The sequence below is a fragment of the Mycobacterium sp. E2733 genome (assembly GCF_001667585.1).
Classification (GTDB): Bacteria; Actinomycetota; Actinomycetes; order Mycobacteriales; family Mycobacteriaceae; genus Mycobacterium.
Map to the genome: position 1 here is coordinate 1 of NZ_LZJZ01000059.1, position 20,150 is coordinate 20,150.

The 20,150-nt window shown below is 67.9% G+C and carries 22 protein-coding genes; 11 read left to right on the forward strand and 11 right to left on the reverse strand.

The annotated features are described in order from the left end of the window. The coding region (locus A5678_RS10855; protein ID WP_156746856.1) for a TetR/AcrR family transcriptional regulator at nucleotides 1-275 on the reverse strand (275 nt) is incomplete at its 3' end. After that, nucleotides 259-705, reverse strand: a complete 447-nt coding sequence (locus tag A5678_RS10860) for an SRPBCC family protein (protein ID WP_068041960.1) — start codon at nucleotides 703-705, stop codon at nucleotides 259-261. The genes A5678_RS10855 and A5678_RS10860, both read right to left, overlap by 17 nt. Before the next feature lie 218 nt (nucleotides 706-923). Here A5678_RS10860 and nrdF point away from each other — a divergent pair, with 218 nt between their 5' ends. Next, a complete protein-coding gene (gene nrdF / locus A5678_RS10865; protein ID WP_197502099.1) occupies nucleotides 924-1,898 on the forward strand; it encodes a class 1b ribonucleoside-diphosphate reductase subunit beta in 975 nt (324 codons plus the stop codon). A gap of 71 nt (nucleotides 1,899-1,969) precedes the next feature. Here nrdF and A5678_RS10870 read toward each other — a convergent pair whose 3' ends face one another. Beyond that, the gene (locus A5678_RS10870) at nucleotides 1,970-2,545 is read right to left on the reverse strand and encodes a restriction endonuclease (RefSeq protein WP_068041963.1); all 576 of its coding nucleotides are present in this window, start codon (nucleotides 2,543-2,545) and stop codon (nucleotides 1,970-1,972) included. A gap of 155 nt (nucleotides 2,546-2,700) precedes the next feature. On the opposite strand from A5678_RS10870, the gene A5678_RS10875 reads away from it, so the two are divergent. Further along, complete coding sequence (locus tag A5678_RS10875; RefSeq protein ID WP_068041968.1) at nucleotides 2,701-3,138, forward strand: DUF3349 domain-containing protein; 438 nt, start codon at nucleotides 2,701-2,703, stop codon at nucleotides 3,136-3,138. Here the strand turns inward: A5678_RS10875 and A5678_RS10880 are convergent. Together A5678_RS10880 and A5678_RS10885 are read right to left on the reverse strand one after the other, a co-directional pair. Further along, nucleotides 3,133-4,173: an NAD(P)-dependent alcohol dehydrogenase gene (locus tag A5678_RS10880; RefSeq protein ID WP_068041971.1), complete on the reverse strand. Its 1,041-nt coding sequence runs from the start codon at nucleotides 4,171-4,173 to the stop codon at nucleotides 3,133-3,135. The two genes, A5678_RS10875 and A5678_RS10880, sit on opposite strands and share 6 nt — an antisense overlap. 117 nt (nucleotides 4,174-4,290) lie before the next feature. Further along, on the reverse strand, nucleotides 4,291-5,367 hold the full coding sequence (locus A5678_RS10885) for an iron-siderophore ABC transporter substrate-binding protein (RefSeq protein WP_156746860.1): 1,077 nt from the start codon (nucleotides 5,365-5,367) through the stop codon (nucleotides 4,291-4,293). Nucleotides 5,368-5,570: 203 nt separating this feature from the next. Between A5678_RS10885 and ctaD the strand changes: the two genes are divergently transcribed. The 8 genes from ctaD to A5678_RS10925 are packed head-to-tail and all read left to right on the forward strand — an operon-like array spanning nucleotide 5,571 to nucleotide 14,045. Further along, a complete protein-coding gene (ctaD, locus tag A5678_RS10890; protein WP_067945728.1) occupies nucleotides 5,571-7,331 on the forward strand; it encodes a cytochrome c oxidase subunit I in 1,761 nt (586 codons plus the stop codon). A gap of 14 nt (nucleotides 7,332-7,345) precedes the next feature. Continuing rightward, on the forward strand, nucleotides 7,346-8,584 hold the full coding sequence (serB, locus tag A5678_RS10895; RefSeq protein ID WP_068041977.1) for a phosphoserine phosphatase SerB: 1,239 nt from the start codon (nucleotides 7,346-7,348) through the stop codon (nucleotides 8,582-8,584). 49 nt (nucleotides 8,585-8,633) lie between these two features. Beyond that, nucleotides 8,634-9,497, forward strand: a complete 864-nt coding sequence (locus tag A5678_RS10900) for an ABC transporter ATP-binding protein (protein ID WP_156746857.1) — start codon at nucleotides 8,634-8,636, stop codon at nucleotides 9,495-9,497. Then, nucleotides 9,494-10,327: an NUDIX hydrolase gene (locus tag A5678_RS10905; protein WP_068041980.1), complete on the forward strand. Its 834-nt coding sequence runs from the start codon at nucleotides 9,494-9,496 to the stop codon at nucleotides 10,325-10,327. Before A5678_RS10900 ends, A5678_RS10905 begins: the two co-directional genes overlap by 4 nt. Then, a complete protein-coding gene (locus tag A5678_RS10910; RefSeq protein WP_068042008.1) occupies nucleotides 10,324-11,088 on the forward strand; it encodes an enoyl-CoA hydratase in 765 nt (254 codons plus the stop codon). The genes A5678_RS10905 and A5678_RS10910 overlap by 4 nt, the downstream gene beginning before the upstream one ends. A 10-nt stretch (nucleotides 11,089-11,098) precedes the next feature. After that, nucleotides 11,099-12,103 carry a class I SAM-dependent methyltransferase gene (locus tag A5678_RS10915; RefSeq protein ID WP_068041982.1) on the forward strand — a complete coding sequence of 335 codons (1,005 nt, stop codon included), beginning with the start codon at nucleotides 11,099-11,101 and terminating at the stop codon, nucleotides 12,101-12,103. Continuing rightward, nucleotides 12,100-13,302, forward strand: a complete 1,203-nt coding sequence (locus A5678_RS10920; protein WP_231983632.1) for a class I SAM-dependent methyltransferase — start codon at nucleotides 12,100-12,102, stop codon at nucleotides 13,300-13,302. Before A5678_RS10915 ends, A5678_RS10920 begins: the two co-directional genes overlap by 4 nt. Before the next feature lie 59 nt (nucleotides 13,303-13,361). After that, nucleotides 13,362-14,045 carry an esterase gene (locus tag A5678_RS10925; RefSeq protein WP_068041985.1) on the forward strand — a complete coding sequence of 228 codons (684 nt, stop codon included), beginning with the start codon at nucleotides 13,362-13,364 and terminating at the stop codon, nucleotides 14,043-14,045. A 3-nt stretch (nucleotides 14,046-14,048) separates the two neighbouring features. Here the strand turns inward: A5678_RS10925 and A5678_RS10930 are convergent, their stop codons facing one another. Then, nucleotides 14,049-14,438 (reverse strand): DUF6264 family protein, encoded by a 390-nt coding sequence (locus A5678_RS10930; protein WP_068041988.1) that lies wholly within the window; start codon nucleotides 14,436-14,438, stop codon nucleotides 14,049-14,051. Between the two features lie 18 nt (nucleotides 14,439-14,456). Further along, nucleotides 14,457-15,815: a PQQ-binding-like beta-propeller repeat protein gene (locus tag A5678_RS10935; protein ID WP_082945496.1), complete on the reverse strand. Its 1,359-nt coding sequence runs from the start codon at nucleotides 15,813-15,815 to the stop codon at nucleotides 14,457-14,459. A gap of 72 nt (nucleotides 15,816-15,887) precedes the next feature. Here A5678_RS10935 and A5678_RS10940 point away from each other — a divergent pair, with 72 nt between their 5' ends. After that, nucleotides 15,888-16,625 carry an acyltransferase gene (locus A5678_RS10940; RefSeq protein ID WP_068041991.1) on the forward strand — a complete coding sequence of 246 codons (738 nt, stop codon included), beginning with the start codon at nucleotides 15,888-15,890 and terminating at the stop codon, nucleotides 16,623-16,625. A 20-nt stretch (nucleotides 16,626-16,645) separates the two neighbouring features. Here the strand turns inward: A5678_RS10940 and A5678_RS10945 are convergent, their stop codons facing one another. The 4 genes from A5678_RS10945 to A5678_RS10960 form a co-directional block, all read right to left on the reverse strand. Further along, nucleotides 16,646-17,197 (reverse strand): DUF4333 domain-containing protein, encoded by a 552-nt coding sequence (locus tag A5678_RS10945; RefSeq protein WP_068041993.1) that lies wholly within the window; start codon nucleotides 17,195-17,197, stop codon nucleotides 16,646-16,648. A gap of 132 nt (nucleotides 17,198-17,329) precedes the next feature. After that, nucleotides 17,330-18,658 carry a deoxyribodipyrimidine photo-lyase gene (locus A5678_RS10950; RefSeq protein WP_068041996.1) on the reverse strand — a complete coding sequence of 443 codons (1,329 nt, stop codon included), beginning with the start codon at nucleotides 18,656-18,658 and terminating at the stop codon, nucleotides 17,330-17,332. A 15-nt stretch (nucleotides 18,659-18,673) separates the two neighbouring features. Then, entirely contained in the window at nucleotides 18,674-19,153 is a 480-nt protein-coding gene (locus A5678_RS10955) for a TspO/MBR family protein (RefSeq protein ID WP_068041999.1), read from the reverse strand. Beyond that, nucleotides 19,150-20,150: MMPL family transporter (locus tag A5678_RS10960; RefSeq protein ID WP_156746858.1), on the reverse strand; the 1,001-nt coding region annotated here is incomplete at its 5' end. The genes A5678_RS10955 and A5678_RS10960, both read right to left, overlap by 4 nt.

Genomic DNA, 20,150 nt, shown 5'->3' on the forward strand with positions numbered 1-20,150 from the left:
GGTCGACGGACATCGGCCCACATGGCGGCGAAGCCTTCGGCGGGTGTCGCGGGCAGGTCGGCCAGGACGCCCATCTGGCGGCGCTCCACTTCCTCGACGACCGCGAGCAACAGGTCCTCCCGAGATCCGAAGTGATGCAACAGCATTCGATGGCTGGTGCCCACCGCGGCCGCCACGTCGCGCAACGATCGGTCGCCAACGCCGCCGGCCGCGAACTCGGCAACGAGCGCGTCGAGGAGCTCTCGGCGGCGTTCGGAGTCAGGAGTGCGGGCCATCGGCGCGGCTGAGCTGCTCAGACCGAGCCTTGAGTCCCTGGGCCTCGAGTTGCAGGAATCGCTTGGTCTTATTGAGCATCAGCCGACCGACCAGTGCGCCGAGCACACCGCGCTGGTCCAGTTGCTGGCGCACCAGGGTACGACCGCCGGGCTGCGGAATCACGTCGTGCCGGGCGCTCACCCGCACGCCGGGGGAGCGTTGCACCCAGGTCCACGAGGAGCCCGGTTCGATCTCGGTGACCTTCCAGACCAGCTTCGACATGCCGGGCTGCTTGATGGTGAACCGCTTGCCGACCCCGAGCGCGGGGCCGTCTCGTCCGGCCAGCGACGTCACCGAGGCGGTCCACTCGGGCCAGCGCTCCACGTCGCTGAAGACGTCCCACACCAGCTGCGGCGACGCATCGATCTCAACACTGCCTTCGGTAATCATGTACCAAATGGTACATCGAGGGCCGGACGTTGGGTAGCGGTAGAGCCTTGGAGCCCTATTGGGCGGCAATCGCGTCATACTGGGAGTAGTGCTGAATACGGGGTGTGTCCGCGACACGCAAACACAAGCCCTTGTGTTCCGCTCCGTTGTCGTACCCCAGGGGTAGTGTTTGGAGCCGGACGTCCCTCAGGCAAAACGGCGGGTGAAGTGGGGTTCTGGTGACCGAAAACATGAAGCTGATTGACCGCGTTTCGGCGATCAACTGGAACCGGCTGCAGGACGAGAAGGACGCCGAGGTCTGGGACCGGCTGACCGGAAACTTCTGGCTGCCCGAGAAGGTGCCGGTGTCCAACGACCTCCCGTCGTGGGCGACGCTGACGCCCGGTGAGAAGCAGCTGACCATGCGGGTGTTCACCGGGCTGACGCTGCTGGACACCATTCAGGGCACGGTCGGCGCGGTCAGCCTCATCCCCGACGCGCTGACGCCGCACGAGGAAGCCGTCTACACCAACATCGCCTTCATGGAGTCGGTGCACGCGCGCAGCTACAGCAACATCTTCTCCACGCTGTGCTCGACGGCCGAGATCGACGACGCCTTCCGCTGGTCCGAGGAGAACCCCAACCTGCAGCGCAAGGCCGAGATCGTCATGCAGTACTACAAGGGCGACGAGCCGCTGAAGCGCAAGGTGGCCTCCACGCTGCTGGAGAGCTTCCTGTTCTACTCCGGCTTCTACCTGCCCATGTACTGGTCGAGCCGGGCCAAGCTGACCAACACCGCCGACATGATCCGGCTGATCATCCGCGACGAGGCCGTACACGGCTACTACATCGGCTACAAGTACCAACGGGGGCTGGCGCTGGTCGACGAGGCCAAGCGCGCCGAGCTCAAGGACTACACCTACGAGCTGCTGTTCGAGCTCTACGACAACGAGGTGGAGTACACCCAGGACCTCTACGACCAGGTCGGGCTGACCGAGGACGTCAAGAAGTTCCTGCGCTACAACGCAAACAAGGCGCTGATGAACCTCGGTTACGAGGCGCTGTTCCCGCGGGACGAGACCGACGTGAACCCGGCGATCCTGTCGGCGTTGTCGCCCAATGCCGACGAGAACCACGACTTCTTCTCCGGCTCCGGATCTAGCTACGTCATCGGGAAGGCCGTCGTCACCGAGGACGAGGACTGGGACTTCTAAAAGCCGCAGGTTGACTGAGAATCGGGCCGGCCGCACCGTCGGGGGGGAGGGACTGGGGCCGGCCCGATCTTCTATTCAGACACCGGCTGGGCCGACTTTCTTCCCGCAGGATTCTTAACGCTCCATGCGGGCGGCGGCACCCATGCCTGCAATACTTTGCGGCCGATCAACTGGCAGCCGTGGGTATGCGCCAATTGCTTTGCGGCCCTCGTGAATTCCTGATTGCTCACCACGATGCTCCTGACGCAGCCGTGGTGGCGGGCGCCGGAGACCACCTGCTGGACGGCCGCGACGCCCACCGATTTGCCGTAACGCTTGCACTGGACCGCCGCCGAGTGGCCGTCCTTTTCGGCGATCAGGTCGACTCCGTAGTCGCCGACCGCCGGGGTGAACGTGACCCGCCAGCCCGCGCGGCGCAGGCGGGCGGCCACATAGCCCTCGAACTCGACCCCATCCATCGCGTCGATCACCCGCATGGTGGCGTTCATTCGCCCGCCGCGTGGCCACTGACGGTTGGTTGACCACCCGACCAGCACCTCGAGCAGCGACACCACGTAGAACGCCGCCAGTCCCGTTCCGGGGTTGTGGTCAACGACGCCGACGAAAAGCCCGCAGGCCAACGGAAAAACGACGAGCGCCTTGAGCACGCCTCGATGGTAGGGACCGGCAACGACAGGACGGGCCTTTAACCGCAAGCGCCGCGCCGAGCCTCGACGTGTTCGGGCAATGAACGGCGTATGAATTGTGGGGACGGAGTGAGGGCTCGCTGGCGCCGGTGATGCCACTGCCTGAAACTGTTCTCGTGACGAACACCGCATCCTCCGAGAAGGATCACCGCCACCATTTCTGCCGTTCAGTGATCCAGTGGCTGCAGGTCGGCTACCCGAACGGCGTCCCTGGCCCGGACCGCGTGCCGCTGATGGCATTGCTGCGCAGCACACCGCTGACCGAGGACCAGATCCGCGAGGTGGTGCGCGACATCAGCGCGCGCGAAGGCTCTCCGGAGGCGATCGATCACCCGATCGACCGCGATGAGATCGCCGAATTCATCTCCGACATGACGCAATTCGACGCGGGCAAGGAAAACATCATCCGGGTGGCCGCCACGTTGGCCGCGGCCGGATGGCCGCTGGCCGGCATCGACGTCAGCGAGGTCGTTCCCGACGACGAGCACGCGGAGGCGGCCGAAGTCATCGCCCGTGACTGCGCGCCCGAAGAACCGTCAGAGGTCGCCTCATAGCTTCGAGATGTCGATCACGAAGCGGTAGCGAACGTCGCTCGCCAGGACGCGCTCGTAGGCCTCGTTGATGTAATCCGGCTCGATCAGCTCGATTTCGGGCGTCACGTCGTGCTCGGCGCAGAAGTCCAGCATCTCCTGGGTTTCGGCGATCCCGCCGATGTTGGATCCGGACAGGCTGCGCCGCGCCAACGCCAACGGGAACGCCCCCACCTCCATGGGGTGCTCAGGAATGCCCAATTCGACGAGGGTGCCGTCGATGTCGAGCAGGTTGACGTAGTCGTTCAGTTTCAGATTCGCCGAGACGGTGTTGAGGATCAGGTCGAAGCTGCCGCGCAACTTCTTGAAGGTCTCGGGATCGGCGGTGGCGTAGTAGTGCTTGGCCCCCAGCCGCAAGCCGTCCTCCATCTTCTTCAGCGACTGCGACAGCACCGTCACCTCGGCGCCCATCGCCGCGCCCAGCTTGACACCCATGTGCCCGAGGCCGCCGAGGCCGATGATCGCCAGCCGAGTGCCCTCGCCGGCCCTCCAGTGGCGCAACGGGGAAAACAGCGTGATGCCCGCGCACAGCAGCGGCGCCGCCTTGTCCAGCGGCAGCGAGTCGGGGATGCGCAGGACGAAATTCTCGTCGACGACGATCGCCTGGCTGTAGCCGCCCTGCGTGGTCGTGCCGTCCTTGTCGACGGCGTTGTAGGTGAATGTCGCGCCCGGCTTGCAGTACTGCTCGAGCCCGGCCTTGCAGCTGCTGCACTGGCCGCAGGAGTTCACCATGCAGCCCACGCCGACGTGGTCTCCGACCTTGTATTTGGTCACTTCGGCGCCGACCTCGCTCACCACCCCGGCGATCTCATGCCCCACGACGAGGGGGTATTTCGGCGTCCCCCATTCGGCCTTGACAGTGTGGATGTCGGAGTGGCAAATCCCGGCGAACTTGATGTCGATCACCACGTCGTGTGGGCCGGGGTCGCGCCGCTCGATGGTGGTCTTGGTCAACGGTTCGGTCGCCGACGTCGCGGCGTATGCCGAAACAGTGCTCATGGATATTCCTCTTCAATGTGGTCGCGTCTGGGAAAAGTTTAGCTAAGGTAATGTTCCCGGGCCACCGGAGGCCGCTCGGTACCACCTTAGGACCGCAGGTACCCGCTCGCCCGCGGGCTAATTGATGGGGGCGTTGAGCAGGCGCAGGTCGGCGACTATACCGCGGGCCGCGATCAGGCCCTCGCCGGTCTGCCAGATCTCGTCGTTGACGACGTAGACCCGGTTGTCGTGGTTGGCCGACAGCTTGCGCCACGGGTTGCTGTCCAGCACGGTGGCGGCGCGCTGGGCGGCCGCCGGTGACGCACACGACACGTAGACGACGTCGGCGTCGGCGGCGGACAGGTCCGGGTTTTTTGCCAGGTCGTCGTCGGTGGCGCGGATCTCGATATACGGCTTGTCGGTGAACCGTTGGGTCGCCGGGCGGTCCACCCCGACCGCGCCCAGCACGCTGGCCGGGAAGTTGTTGGTCCCGTAGATCCGGATCGTGTCGGTGGTCAATTGCACGATGGATGCCTGAAAGTGGGACGCGTCATGCCTGGCTCCGACATTGCCGGCCCGCTGCGAGAAGCCGTTGAGCAGCGCGTCCATTGCCGCCCCGCGCGCCGTCGCGGCACCCACGCCGCGCAGGTTCTCTTCCCATGCCGAGCCGGGGGGCGCGGTGAACACCGTCGGGGCGATCGCCGCCAGCTGGGGATACAGCTTGGGCGTCAACCCCTGCGAGCCCAGGATGAGGTCGGGGTGGGCCGCCGCGATCCCGCTCAGGTCCGGGTTGCTGCGGGTCCCGACGCCGGGCACGCCGTGCAGCGCGCTGCCCAGGTAGGCGGGCTGGCTCGACGATCCGTCCGGCAACGCGGCGGCGACCACCCGCGATTGCAGGCCGAGCGCGCACAGGGCGTCGAGCTGGTCTCCCGAGAGCGCCACGATCCGCTGGGGCTCCGCGGGCACCTGCACCACGTCCGGGCTGACGCCGGCGGCGTTGCGGGCCTGCCGCGTCTTCGGCCCCGGATCGGCCGCGGCGACATCCCGTGCGCACGAGTCGTCCGGGCGGCGGTCGTTTCCGAGCACGCCCGCGCCGGCGATTTGCGTGGTCGGAGTGACCAGCGCCGGGGTCGGCGCCTTGCTTCCGGGCTTGCCGGATCCGCAGCCGCTGCACGTGACGGCGACCGCCGCCGCGAGCGCGGCGGCCGCGCGCAGGGACGCGGGTCGGGTCACGCCGAAAAGCACGCGTCAGACGCTAACACCCGCCGGCTCGCCGCCCGGCACTCCGAACCGACACGCGGCACCGCCGAGCCATTTACGACAGTTTGTAGGACCAGCCCTGACGTCGGCAGGATCGGCGGTTAAGATTCGTGTCAGCTCTGTTTTTTGGGCCCCTGTCCTACTGTTTGGAGAAGCTGTTGACAGCCGAAGCGCCCCCGTTGGGAGAACTTGAGGCCGTTCGTCCGTACCCGGACCGGACCGGCCCCAAAGGGAACCTCGTCTACAAACTGATCACCACCACCGATCACAAGATGATCGGCATCATGTACACGGTCACCTGCTTCGTCTTCTTCTTCATCGGCGGACTGATGGCCCTGTTGATGCGCACCGAGCTTGCCGCGCCGGGACTGCAGTTCCTGTCGAACGAGCAGTACAACCAGCTGTTCACCATGCACGGCACGATCATGCTGCTGCTGTACGCGACGCCGGTGGTGTTCGGGTTCGCCAACCTGGTGCTGCCGCTGCAGATCGGCGCGCCCGACGTGGCGTTCCCGCGACTGAACGCCTTCTCGTTCTGGCTGTTCCTGTTCGGCGGTCTGACCGCGTCGGCCGGCTTCATCGTTCCGGGTGGGGCCGCCGACTTCGGCTGGACTGCCTACACGCCGCTGTCCGACGCCGTCCACTCACCCGGCGCCGGCGGTGACCTGTGGATCACCGGCCTGATCGTCGCGGGTCTGGGCACCATTCTGGGTGCGGTCAACATGATCACCACCGTGGTGTGCATGCGCGCGCCCGGCATGACGATGTTCCGGATGCCCATCTTCACCTGGAACATCCTGGTGACGTCGATCCTGATCCTGATCGCATTCCCGATTCTGACCGCCGCGCTGTTCGGCCTGGCCGCCGATCGACATCTAGGGGCCCACGTCTACGACGCCGCCAACGGCGGGGTTCTGCTATGGCAGCACCTGTTCTGGTTCTTCGGCCATCCCGAGGTGTACATCATCGCGCTGCCGTTCTTCGGGATAATCACCGAGATCATCCCGGTGTTCTCCCGCAAGCCGGTGTTCGGTTACACCACACTGGTTTACGCGACGCTGTCGATCGCCGCGCTGTCGGTCGCGGTGTGGGCCCACCACATGTTCGCCACGGGAGCCGTTCTGCTGCCGTTCTTTTCGTTCATGACGTATCTGATCGCGGTGCCGACCGGGATCAAATTCTTCAACTGGATCGGCACGATGTGGAAGGGGCAACTCACCTTCGAGACCCCAATGCTGTTCTCAGTGGGCTTCCTGGTGACCTTCCTGCTGGGCGGCCTGACCGGTGTGATGCTGGCCAGCCCCCCGCTGGACTTCCACGTCACCGACACCTACTTCGTGGTCGCGCACTTCCACTACGTGCTGTTCGGCACGATCGTGTTCGCCACGTTCGCCGGCGTCTATTTCTGGTTCCCCAAGATGACCGGACGCCTGCTCGACGAGCGGCTGGGCAAGCTGCACTTCTGGCTGACCTTCATCGGCTTCCACACCACCTTCCTGGTGCAGCACTGGTTGGGCGACATGGGAATGCCGCGCCGCTACGCCGACTACCTGCCCTCGGACGGATTCCAGCCGTACAACGTCGCCTCGACGGTCGGGGCGTTCATCCTGGGCGCGTCGATGTTCCCGTTCGTCTGGAACGTCTTCAAGAGCTGGCGCTACGGCGAGGTCGTGACCGTCGACGACCCGTGGGGCTACGGCAACTCGCTGGAGTGGGCGACCAGCTGCCCGCCGCCGCGGCACAACTTCACCGAGCTGCCCCGGATCCGTTCGGAGCGCCCGGCTTTCGAGCTGCACTACCCGCACATGGTGGAGCGGCTGCGCGCCGAGGCGCATGTGGGGCGCCACGCCACGGCTCTGGAATCGCCGAAGGGATTCGGTCCACGGACCGAGCCCGATCGCTCAACCCCTGAGCAGTAGCGGCTGAGTCGGGGGTGAGCACACCACCGAAGGTGTCGGTGCTGATCACCGTCACCGGAGTGGACCAACCGGGCGTCACCTCGGCCCTCTTCGAGGTGCTCTCCGGGCACGGCGTCGAGCTGCTCAATGTCGAACAGGTGGTGATTCGGCACCGCCTGACCCTCGGCGTGCTGGTGTGTTGCCCCCCGGACGTCGCCGACAGCCCCGAGTTGCGCCGTGACGTCGAATCGGCCATCCGCGGGGTGGGCCTGGACGTCACCATCGAGCACAGCGACGACGTGCCGATCATCCGGGAGCCCTCGACGCACACCATCTTCGTGCTGGGCCGGCCCATCACGGCCGGCGCGTTCGGTGCGGTGGCCCGGGCGGTGGCCGGCCTGGGGGTCAACATCGACCTCATCCGCGGTGTCTCCGACTACCCGGTGACCGGCCTGGAGCTGCGGGTCTCGGTGCCGCCGGGATCGGACGCCGCGCTGCGGACGGCCCTGAACCAGGTGTCGGCCGAGAAGCGCGTCGACGTGGCCGTCGAGGACTACACGCTGGAGCGGCGGGCCAAGCGGCTGATCGTGTTCGACGTGGACTCGACCCTGGTGCAGGGCGAGGTGATCGAGATGCTGGCCGCCCGGGCGGGAGCCGAGGGCAAGGTCGCCGCCATCACCGACGCCGCGATGCGGGGCGAGCTGGACTTCGCGCAGTCGCTCGAACAGCGGGTGGCCACCCTGGCGGGTCTGCCCGCGACCGTGATCGACGAAGTCGCCGATCAGCTGGAGCTGATGCCCGGGGCCCGCACCACGCTACGCACGTTGCGGCGCTTGGGTTTTCACTGCGGTGTGGTGTCCGGCGGCTTCCGGGGGATCATCGACCCGTTGGCCGAGGAGCTGATGCTCGACTACGTCGCCGCCAATGAGCTGGAGATCGTCGACGGCAAACTGACCGGGCGGGTCGTCGGCCCCATCATCGACCGTGCCGGCAAGGCGGCGGCGCTGCGGGACTTCGCGCAGCGGGTCGGGGTTCCGATGGCGCAGACGGTCGCCGTCGGGGACGGCGCCAACGACATCGACATGCTGGCCGCGGCCGGGCTCGGGGTGGCGTTCAACGCCAAGCCGGCGTTGCGTGAGGTGGCCGACGCCTCGCTGAGCCACCCGTACCTGGACACGGTGCTGTTTCTGCTGGGCGTGACCCGCGGCGAAATCGAGGCCGCCGACGCGGTGGATGGCGAGGTCCGCCGGGTGGAGATCCCGCCCGACGCGTGACGGCCGCGGTACGGCACGATGGTCGGGTGCCCGAAGACGGAAGCCGGAGGTGAAACCCGAGGATTCGGGAGGAGCCGACCAGATTAGTGAGGCAGCCGACCCCGATCTGCTCATCGACTTTCGCGACGTGTCGCTGCGGCGCGGCGGTCACACCCTCGTCGGCCCGTTGGATTGGGCGGTCGAACTGGACGAGCGCTGGGTCATCGTGGGTCCGAACGGGGCCGGCAAAACATCGTTGCTGCGGATCGCCGCGGCCGCCGAGCACCCTTCGTCGGGCGTGGCCTTCGTGCTCGGCGAGCGTCTTGGCCGGGTCGACGTGTCGGAACTGCGCGCCCGGATCGGGCTCAGTTCGTCGGCCCTGGCGCAGCGGGTGCCCACCGACGAGGTGGTGCGCGACCTGGTGGTCTCGGCCGGCTACGCGGTGCTGGGCCGCTGGCGGGAGCGCTATGAGGACGTCGACTATCGCCGGGCCATCGACATGCTGGAGAGCCTGGGCGCCGAGCACCTCGCGGACCGGAGCTACGGAACGCTGTCGGAGGGCGAGCGCAAGCGGGTGTTGATCGCGCGCGCGTTGATGACCGATCCGGAGCTGCTGCTTCTCGACGAACCCGCCGCCGGCCTGGACCTGGGCGGGCGCGAGGAGCTGGTGGCGCGGCTGGCCGACCTCGCGGCCGACCCCGACGCACCCGCCCTGGTGCTGGTCACCCACCATGTCGAGGAGATTCCGCCCGGCTTCAGCCACTGCATGCTGCTGTCCGAAGGCAAGGTGGTCGCCGCCGGGTTGCTGACCGACGTGCTGACCTCCGATAACCTGTCCACCGCGTTCGGGCAGTCGATCGCCCTCGACGTCGTCGACGGGCGCTATTTCGCCCGTCGCTTTCGCTCCCGCGCAGCCCACCGGAGGCAGCTATGACGTCAGCGAACGAAGACGCCCCACTGGTGCCGCGCCCGGCGGCGACCGTGATGCTGATCCGCGACGACCCGGACGGCATCGCGGTCTTCCTGATGCGCCGGCACGCCAAGATGGAGTTCGCGGCAGGGACCATGGTGTTTCCCGGCGGCGGCGTCGACGACCGCGACCGCAACGCCGACATCGCGTGGGCCGGCCCGCCGCCACAATGGTGGGCGCAGCGGTTCGGCATCGAGCCCGACCTGGCCGAAGCGCTGGTCTGCGCGGCGGCCCGGGAGACGTTCGAGGAATCGGGGGTGCTGTTCGCGGGGCCGGCGGGCCAGGCCGATTCGGCACCGAACAGTATCGTCGAGGACGCCTCGGTGTACGCCGACGCCCGCCGCGCCCTCGCCGACGGCACGTTGTCGTTCGCGGATTTCCTGCGTCGGGAGAATCTGGAGCTGCGCTCCGACCTGCTCCGGCCGTGGGCCAACTGGGTCACCCCCGAAGCCGAGCGCACCCGCCGCTATGACACCTACTTCTTCGTGGGCGCCCTGCCGCACGGGCAGCGGGCCGACGGCGAGAACACCGAATCCGACCGCGCCGGCTGGACTACGCCGGAGGCCGCCATTGACGACTTCTCCGCCGGCCGCTGCTTCCTGCTGCCGCCGACGTGGACCCAGCTGGATTCGTTGGCGGGACGCACCGTCGCGGAAGTGCTGGCGGTAGAACGTCAGATCGTCACGGTGCAGCCGCACCTGGAGATCCAGGGCGACAACTGGGTCTTCGAGTTCTTCGACTCCGACCGCTACCACCAGGCACGCGAAGCCGGCGGCATGGGGTGGCGGCATTGACCGAGTTCGTCAGCACGGTGGTCAGCGACGGCTCGCGAGACGCCGGGCTGGCCATGCTGCTACTGTCGCGGCCGCCGACGAACGCGATGACCCGCCAGGTCTACCGGGAGATCGTGGCGGCGGCCGCCGAGCTGGGGGAGCGCGACGACGTGACAGCGGTCATCCTTTTCGGTGGCCACGAGATTTTCTCGGCCGGCGATGACATGCCCGAGCTGCGGACGCTGACCGGGCCCGAGGCCGAGACGGCGGCCCGGGCGCGGCAGCAGGCCATCGACGCCGTCGCGCGGATCCCGAAGCCGACCGTGGCCGCGATCACCGGATACGCGCTGGGCGCCGGGCTCACACTGGCCCTGGCCGCCGATTGGCGCGTCAGCGGTGACAACGTGAAGTTCGGCGCCACCGAGGTCCTGGCCGGTCTCATCCCCGGCGGTGACGGCATGGCCCGCCTGACCCGCGCGGCCGGGGCGAGCAAGGCAAAGGAACTGGTGTTCAGCGGCCGGTTCTTCGACGCCGAGGAGGCGTTGGAGCTCGGCCTGATCGACGAGACGGTGGCCCCCGACGACGTGTACGACGCCGCCGCGGGGTGGGCGCGCCGCTTTCTCGACGGCCCACGGCACGCGCTGGCCGCCGCCAAGGCCGGCATCAACGACGTGTTCGAGTTGAGTCCGGCCGACCGGGCGGACGCCGAGCGGCGCCGCTACGTCGACGTCTTCGCCGCTGGTGGCAGCGGTGCAGACGACTCCGAATCCGGCGCCCGTTAGGCTGCCCTGCATGACGACGAGTTCGACCGATGCCGTTCCCGGGAAGGATGTCGCCGCTGAAGCGGCTCCGACGCCCCATGCCACAGCCGAGCAAGTCGAAGCCGCCCGGCATGACAGCAAGCTGGCCCAGGTCCTCTACCACGACTGGGAGGCCGAGTCCTACGACGAGAAGTGGTCGATCTCTTACGACCAGCGCTGCGTGGACTACGCCCGGGACTGCTTCGACGCCATCGTGCCCGACGAGGTGCTGCGCGAGCTGCCCTATGACCGGGCCCTCGAATTAGGCTGTGGCACGGGGTTTTTCCTACTCAACCTGATCCAGTCCGGGGTCGCCCGGCGCGGATCGGTCACCGACCTGTCGCCCGGGATGGTCAAGGTCGCCACCCGAAACGGGCAGTCGCTTGGACTGGACATCGATGGCCGGGTCGCCGACGCCGAGGGCATTCCGTACGAGGACAACACCTTCGACCTGGTGGTCGGGCACGCCGTGCTCCACCACATCCCCGACGTCGAGCTGGCGCTGCGCGAGGTCGTGCGGGTGCTGCGGCCGGGCGGCCGGTTCGTGTTCGCCGGCGAGCCGACCACCGTCGGCGACACCTACGCCCGCACGTTGTCCACCTTGACCTGGCGCGTGGCCACCAACGTCACCAAGCTGCCCGGTCTGGACGGTTGGCGCCGACCGCAGGCGGAGCTCGATGAATCCTCCCGCGCCGCGGCGTTGGAGGCCGTCGTCGACCTGCACACCTTCACGCCAGAGGACCTAGAGCGGTTGGCCGTCGGCGCCGGCTCGGCCGAAGTGCAAACGGCCACCGTTGAATTCACCGCAGCGATGCTGGGCTGGCCACTGCGCACGTTCGAATGCGCGGTGCCGCCCGGGCGGCTCGGCTGGGGCTGGGCGAAGTTCGCGTTCACCAGCTGGAAGACGCTGAGTTGGCTGGACGCCAACGTCATGCGCCACCTGGCACCGAAGGGCTGGTTCTACAACGTGATGATCACCGGGGTCAAGCCCTCCTGAGCGACGGCATCGCGTTCGGCGCCGGAGACGTCCGTTATCTGCAGTCGGAATCGGGCTCCGAGGCGCTGGCGGTGGTCGCCGAGCTCGAGCTGATCGACGCCACCCGGGTCGCCGATATCGCGGCGGCGCGCGCCCGGTTCGGCGACCGGGCGGCGGTGTTGGTGGAAACGACGTTGCTGCGGCGGCGCGCCGCCGAGAAACTGAGCGGGCTGGGCTCCGCAATCCCGGTGTCGGACTGGTTTTTCACCGACGAGGCGCTGCAGCAGGCAACCGCGGCACCGGTGGCCTTGCACCGCGCCAGGCGGCTCGCTGGGACGGGAGTCGTTGTGCACGACGCGACCTGTTCGATCGGCACCGAGTTGGCCGCGCTGCGCGGCGTCGGGGTCCGCGCGGTGGGCAGCGACATCGACGCGGTGCGGCTGGCGATGGCCCGGCACAACCTGGGTGAGGCGGCCCCCCTCTGCCGCGCCGACGCGCTGGTGCCGGTGACCCGCGACGCCGCGGTGCTCCTGGACCCGGCGCGACGGGGCAGCGGCCAGCGCCGTTTTCGCATCGATGACTACCGGCCCGGCCTGGGTGCCTTGATTGAGACGTATCAGGACCGCGATGTCGTCGTAAAATGTTCGCCCGGAATGGATTTCGACGAGTTGGGCCGCCTCGGTTTCGACGGCGAGATCGAGGTGACGTCTTATCGCGGCGCGGTGCGGGAAGCGTGCCTGTGGTCACCCGGACTGGCGCAGTGCGGCGTCCGCCGGCGGGCCAGCATCCTCGATCGCGACGAGCAGATCATCGACACCGACCCCGACGACTGCCCGGTGCGGCCGTCCGGACGGTGGATCGTCGATCCCGACGGCGCGGTGGTGCGGGCGGGGCTGGTTCGCCACTACGCCGCGCGGCACGGGCTGTGGCAACTAGACCCCGACATCGCCTACCTGTCGGGGGATACGCTGCCGGCCTCGGTCCGCGGCTTCGAGGTGCTCGAGCGGCTGGCGTTCGACGAGCGACGGCTCCGCCAGGCGCTGTCGGCGCTGGACTGCGGGACGTTGGAGGTGCTGGTTCGCGGAGTACGGGTCGACCCCGACGCGCTGCGGCGACGGATGCGGCTGCGCGGTAACCGGGCCCTGTCGGTGGTCATCACCCGCATCGGGCGTCGGGCCGCCGGCCGCGCGACGGCGTTCGTATGTAGGCCCTCGCGCTAGGCTGGTGGAGTCGCTGTTGGAGGCGCCAGCCCCGCCTAATCTGCAAGGACAATAAGAGAATGCGTTATCTGATAGCGGCCGTGGTGCTCGCATCGGCGGCCCTGTTGGGCTGGCCGGCGGCCGCCGCGCCACCGTCGTGCGCCAGCCTGGGCGGCACCATGGAGGATGGCCAAATGTGCCGCGTGCGCTCCACCGGCCCCACCTACATGCTCAACATGGTGTTTCCCGCCGACTATCCCGACGAGCAGGCGCTGACCGACTACATCACGCAGAACCGGGACGGTTTCGTCAACGTCGCGCAGAGCTCCGGGTCGCGCGATCAGCCGTACCAGTTGGAGGCGACCACCGAGCAACGCAGCTCCGGTCAGCCGCCGCACAACACCCGCAGCGTGGTGCTCAAGCTCTTCCAGGACCTCGGCGGATCGCATCCCTCGATCTGGTACAAATCGTTCAACTACAACCTCGGGACGAAGCAGCCCATCACGTTCGACAACCTGTTTGCGCCGGGCACCACGCCGCTGGACAGCATCTTCCCGGTCGTGCAGCGCGACCTCGAACGCCAAACCCCCTTGGGCGCAACCATTTTGCCCTCGACCGGGCACGACCCGACGCACTATCAGAACTTCGCCATCACCGACGATCAGCTGATCTTCTACTTCGCGCCCGGTGAGATGCTGCCGGCGTTCGCCGGGCCGGCCCAGGCGCAGGTGCCCCGCAACGCGATCCCGCCGCTGGCCCTCTGACGCCTAGACGGGGCCGGCCTGCACCTCCATTGCCGCGGCGCCGGCCGCCAGCGCCACCTGCGCGATGCAACCGAGCAGCGGAACGAAGAAGGCAGTTCGGCGCCGGGTGAGACGGCGTATCGCGACGATCAGCGCTGCGACGAAGACGACGGCGCCGCCGCCGAGTCCCAGGAACATGGCGCGATCGATCCATGCCGGGTCACCGCACTTCTGGGAACCGCACGGATCGGTGCCCATGACGAGCAGGCTCAGCACGCCCATCGTGACGGCGACCAGGAAAGCGTGGACGGCGAGCAGCACAATGGTCGCGGTGCGGTCCACCGCCAGGTTTCGCTCGCTCTTTCTGGAGTGGGCGGCGACAGCGCCCTGAATCTCGTCGTCATCGTTGGCCATGGGCTCAGTATCGCCGGGTCATGCCGGCGCGAAACCGTACACCTGCCCGTCACTGGTGGCGGCCACCACGCGGCGATCGGTGCCGACCGAGACCCCGACCGGATATCCGGTGGCCGCCGGAAGCGGGTAGCTGCCTTGCGTGTGGCCATTACCGGGATCGAACACCAGCAGCGTCATCCCGGGCGCGCCGTTTGCGGCCGGGGCGCCGGTGACCGTGTAGCCGACGCCGGCGCCGGCCAGGCTCGACGACGACAGCGGGACGACGTCGTCGCGGCGCCACGCTTGATCGGCGTGATCGCCCGCGTCCTTGAATGCCACCAGCCGGGTGTCGGGCCCGCCGCCCGCCACGATGAGGCCCCCGGGCGTGACCGCGGGCGGAGTCTGCGCCAGGAAGCCCAGCGGCGCCGACCATTTCACTTTCCCGTCGGCGGCGTGCAGCGCCCACAGTCGTTGGTCGCGGCCGTTGACGTAGACGGTCGACCCGTCGGCGGACAGCACCGGGCTGGCGATGACACCTCCCCCGACGGCGTCGCTGGTCCACTCCCGGGACAGCAGCGGGGTCTGCCCGGGGTGATACTTCAGCCCGACCAGCCCCGCGGCCGGGGCACCCGGCTGCCAGACCCCCAGCACCGCCATCTGGCTGGCCGCCGAGAAAGCGGGTGCGGCGGCCACCGGGCAGCCCTGCCGGGCCGGCGCACAATCGGCCAACCCGCGCGTCGCGTCGGTGGGGTCGACGCCGTCAACCAGATCCATCGGGCTGCCGACGACCGCGCCACGGTGGGCCTCGAAGACCAGCACCTGGCCCAGGTGCGTCGCCACGAGCAGCTGACCGTCTGCCAAAAACCGTGGCGTTGCAGGCATTCCGATCACGGGCTGCCGCCACCGCGTCCACTGCGTCACCGGGAAGGAGAGGAACGCGCCGGGCTGGCCGACGTAGAGGTTGTCGAACCCGTCGAAGAGCGGGCCGGCGAAACCGCCGCCCTGGAACAGCCGCACGCACCAGCGCTGCCGGCCATTGTGGTCGTTCTCCCATTCCATCAGCGAACATCCGGCCGGCGTCTGCGCGTTGAGGGCAAGGTAGCCGCGCGCGCTGAGCGCCGGGCCCGCGGCCAAGTTTCCTTTGACGGAGCGCGTCCACCGCAGCGACAGCTTGGTCGCGCCGTTGGTGCCGGTGTAGCTGCTGTTGGCGGCGTCGCCGTATTGCGCGGGCCAGCCGGCCGAGGCTGACGCTTCCACCCAGGAGTCGGTGTTGGCGCAGCCGCCGAGGCCAACCGTGATCCCCGCCGCCAGCAGCGCGGACGACCAACGCCGAAGCCCACGCAGCAGATGTCGGGCACGCACTTGGGTTCCCCAGATCCTTTCCGCGGACGTCGGCATGGGCAGCGATCGAGTACAGGTGAGGGTAACCCGTGGAGATCTCGGCGTGGTTGATCGCTAGGCTGTCCGGCCATGACGAGCATGTGGGGCGCGCCGGTCCATCGCCGCTGGCGTGGATCGAACCTGCGGGACCCGCGCCAGGCCAAGTTCCTCACCGTGGCCTCGCTGAAATGGGTGTTGCGCAACCGCGCCTACACACCCTGGTACCTGGTGCGGTATTGGCGGCTGCTGAAGTTCAAGCTCGCCAACCCGCACATCATCACGCGAGGGATGGTGTTCCTGGGCAAGGACGTGGAGATCCACGCGACGCCCGAACTCGCGCAGCTGGAGATCGGCCGGTGGGTGCATATCGGCGACAAGAACACGATCCGTGCGCACGAGGGCTCGCTGCGGTTCGGCGACAAGGTGGTGCTGGGCCGCGACAATGTCATCAACGCCTACCTCGACATCGAGCTCGGCGATTCGGTCCTGATGGCCGACTGGTGCTACGTCTGCGACTTCGACCACCGCATGGACAACATCAACCTGCCGATCAAGGACCAGGGCATCGTCAAGTCGCCGGTGCGGATCGGCCCCGACACCTGGGTGGGGGTGAAGGTAACGGTGTTGCGCGGCACGGCCATCGGCCGCGGCTGCGTGCTGGGGTCCCACGCGGTGGTCCGCGGTGTCATCCCCGACTACTCGATCGCGGTCGGCGCGCCGGCCAAGGTGGTCAAGAACCGCCAGCTCGCCTGGGAGAGCTCGGCCGCCCAGCGGGCGGAACTGGCCGCCGCGCTGGCCGACATCGAGCGCAAGAAGGCCGCCCGGTAGGCAGCCAGCTAGGCCGATGGCTAGGCGGCCGGCTCCGCGTGGTCGTCGACCTTGAAATCGAAGTTGACGTCGCCGGCGTCGACGTTGGTGACGGTCACCGCTATGCCGTATTTGTCGCTGCCGTCGACGAGTTGGCAGCGTAGCGTCGCGCCCTGGACGCCCTTCAGGTTGTCCGGGCAGGTCACCGCGTCCGGTCGCCTGCCCACCTGCTGGGCCAGCTTGTTGCTGATGATGCTGGCGACCTGGTTCTTGTCGACCGTCTCCACCATGTCGAACTTGACGTCATTGCCGTTCACGCTCGTCACTGTGACGTTGACATTGAACGTCTGGTTCTTGACCTTCATCTCGCAATTGAGTTGCGCCCCAACCTTTGCCGGTAGATCGTTCGGGCAGTTCACCGAATCGGGCTTGTTGCCCGCGGCGTCGGTCAGCTTCGAGGTGATCTGACCGGCCACATCGCTCTTGCTGACCGCGTGCGACGAGCCCACGGAACACGAACAGGCGTTGAGGCCGGCCAGCAATCCCGCGGCGGCACTGGAGACCAGCAACGTGCGAACGATGAAGTGTGTCATTCATGCCTCCCGAGCGGCTTGACAACTGTGAATCGGCTGATAATTACATGCCAAATAGCTTCAGGCGGGTGATTCAGCAAACATTCACGCGGGCGACAATTCGTTGCTGAGCCGGGCGGCCCGGCCCGCCGCTCAGATGCTCTGATACCGCCGCAGCGCTTCCGCGCGCTCGGCGCCGTGGTCGACGATCGGGGCCGGGTAGCCGGCCGGCCGCTCACCCTTGCGCAGGTGCGCGTCGTCGACGGAGCGCAGCTCAGGCACCCACCGCCTGATGTACTCCCCGGACGGGTCGAACTTCTCGCCCTGAGTGGTCGGGTTGAACACCCGAAAGTACGGCGCGGCATCGGTACCGCAGCCCGCGCACCACTGCCACCCATGCTGGTTGTTCGCCATGTCGCCGTCGACCAGCTGGTCCAGGAACCACTCGGCGCCCCACTGCCAGGGCAGGTGCAGGTCTTTGACCAGAAACGAGGCGACGATCATTCGCACCCGGTTGTGCATGAAGCCGGTCTCACGCAGTTGACGCATCCCGGCGTCCACCATCGGGAAGCCGGTTTCGCCGGCCTTCCAGGACTCGAAGCGGCGTTTCGCGTCGGAGCCGGTGTCGGTAGGGATGCCGTCGAACTGGCTGTTCCAATTGCGCCAGGCGCTGGCCGGCCGGTGATGGAGTACGTCGGCGTAGAAGTCGCGGAACGCCAACTCGCGCAGATACGCCTGGGCCCCGCCTTGACGCAGGTCCAGATCGGCGACCATGGTGCGGGGATGGATGTTGCCGAACTTCAGGTGCGCCGACATCCGGCTGGTGCCGTGCAGATCGGGCCGGTTACGCTCCTCGGCGTAGCGTTGTAACCCGTTGTCCACGAACAACTTCCACTGCTTGCGCGCGGCGGCCTCGCCGGCGGTGACGTCGAGTTCGGCGCCGGGATCCGGTATTTCGGCTTGTTGAACCGACAGTTGCGCCGGGTCGACCCAGCGCGCGGACCCGGCGCTCGATTTCGCCGGTGTCCGCCAGCCGGACTCGCGCCACTGGCGCAGAAACGGGGTGAACACCTGGTAGGGGGTGCCGTCCTTCTTGGTGACCCGGCCCGGCGACACCAGGTACGGCGATCCCGTGGCCACCAGTGGAACCGAATCCAATGCGGCACGCACCGTTTCATCGCGGCGTTCGCCGTACGGCGCAAAATCTTCGGAGATGTGCACGGCCGACGCACCGATCTCCTTTACGATGCGCGGGATCGCCGCGCCGGGTTTCCCACGAGTCACGAGCAGCCTGCCATCGAGGTCGTCACGCAACTTTCGCAGCGAGTCACCCAAGAACTGGAGCCGGCGTCGGCCGGAGGACGCCTCGAGCTTCGGATCGAGCACGAAACAGGCGAGCACTTCCCCCGCCTCGGCCGCGGCGTTCAGCGCCGGATGGTCGCCCAACCGCAAGTCGCGACGAAACCATAAGAGGGTCGGCATGATCCGATGGTTTCCTCAGCGATTCAGCCGCCAAACATGGGTGGCCAGGACTGTCGCGAAGGAACACCACAACGGGTACGCCGACAGGGCCAGCCCGGCCCGGGGGTCGGCTTGCGCGGTCCGGCGCGCGAGGTCGGCGCTGCTGGCCGTCAGCGCGGCGGCACCGACCGCGGACGCGCCGAGTTTGTGGAAACGAAAGAAGAGCCAACTCCATGCGGCGTTGAGAACAAGATTCAAGCCGAGCGCCGCGGCGTAGCGGCGTGCCTTGTCGTATTGCCCCGCCGCGCGAAACCGGTCGATGGCCACGGCGGACGTGACCGCGATGTCGCCGTAGAGGGTGGTCCATGCCACCGGGAAGGCGGCGTTGGGCGGCTGGTACGGCGGCTTGCGCAGCCGCGCATACCAGGCGGAAACGGCCTTGGCGCTCGCGATGCTTCCGGATCCGCCGGCGACGGCGACGGCGAGGCTTGTCGCGGCCAGAGTTGACTTGTTCAAGGGGTGCTCCGTTCGTGTTGATATTCGACTTGCGCTGCAACGGCTTCCATGGGTTTAGGAGCGGCGGGCCACCAGATTCGGTCACCGATGACGGCGAACAGCGCGGGAATGACCAGTGTGCGGACCACGAAGGTGTCCAGCAAGATGCCCAGTCCGACAATGATTCCCAGCTGCGTCAGCACGATCAACGGCAACACACCGAGCACGCAGAAGACGGCGGCCAACACGATTCCCGCACTGGTGATGACACCGCCGGTGGCCGACACCGCCGCGACCATCCCGGCCCGGGCGCCGCGCCGCGCGGACTCCTCGCGGGCGCGGGTGACCAGAAAGATGGTGTAGTCCACCCCGAGCGCGGCCAGGAACAGGAAGGCGAACAGCGGCGTGCTGTTGTCCAGCGCCGGAAAACCGAAAACGTGGCTGCTGGCCCAGCCGCCCATGCCGAGTGCGGCCAGCGCGCCAAGAATCGTCGCCGCGAGCAGCGTGGGCGGCGCCAGTGCGGATCGCAGCACGACATAGAGCACGAGGAGGATGACCGCAAGGATCGCGGGGATCAACAGATGCCGGTCGTGGGTGGCCGCGTTGCGGGCGTCGAGCGCCTGCGCATCCGCTCCGCCCACCAGCGCCGCCGGGTTGGCGGATTTGGTCGAATCACGCAGCGCAGCAACGGTATTGAACGCCTGAGCTGAGGATGGCGGCGCATCGATGACCACCGACCATTTGGTCAGCCCGGACGCCGAGTGGCCGGAATCGGTCGCCGATGTCACGCCGGGGGTCGCCTTGATGGCCTGCTGCACCCGCGCATCGGTGGGGGCGATGACCAGCGTGGGGTTGGTCAGGCCGGCCGGAAAATGCGCAGCCACAACGTCGTAACCGGCCACGGAATCCGCGTGGGCCCGGAACTGCTCGATCTGCGACAAACCGATGCGCGTGCCCAGCAGGCCGGTGGCAAGGGCCGCGAGGCCGGCTATGGCGACCGCCGCGACCAGCGCCGGAC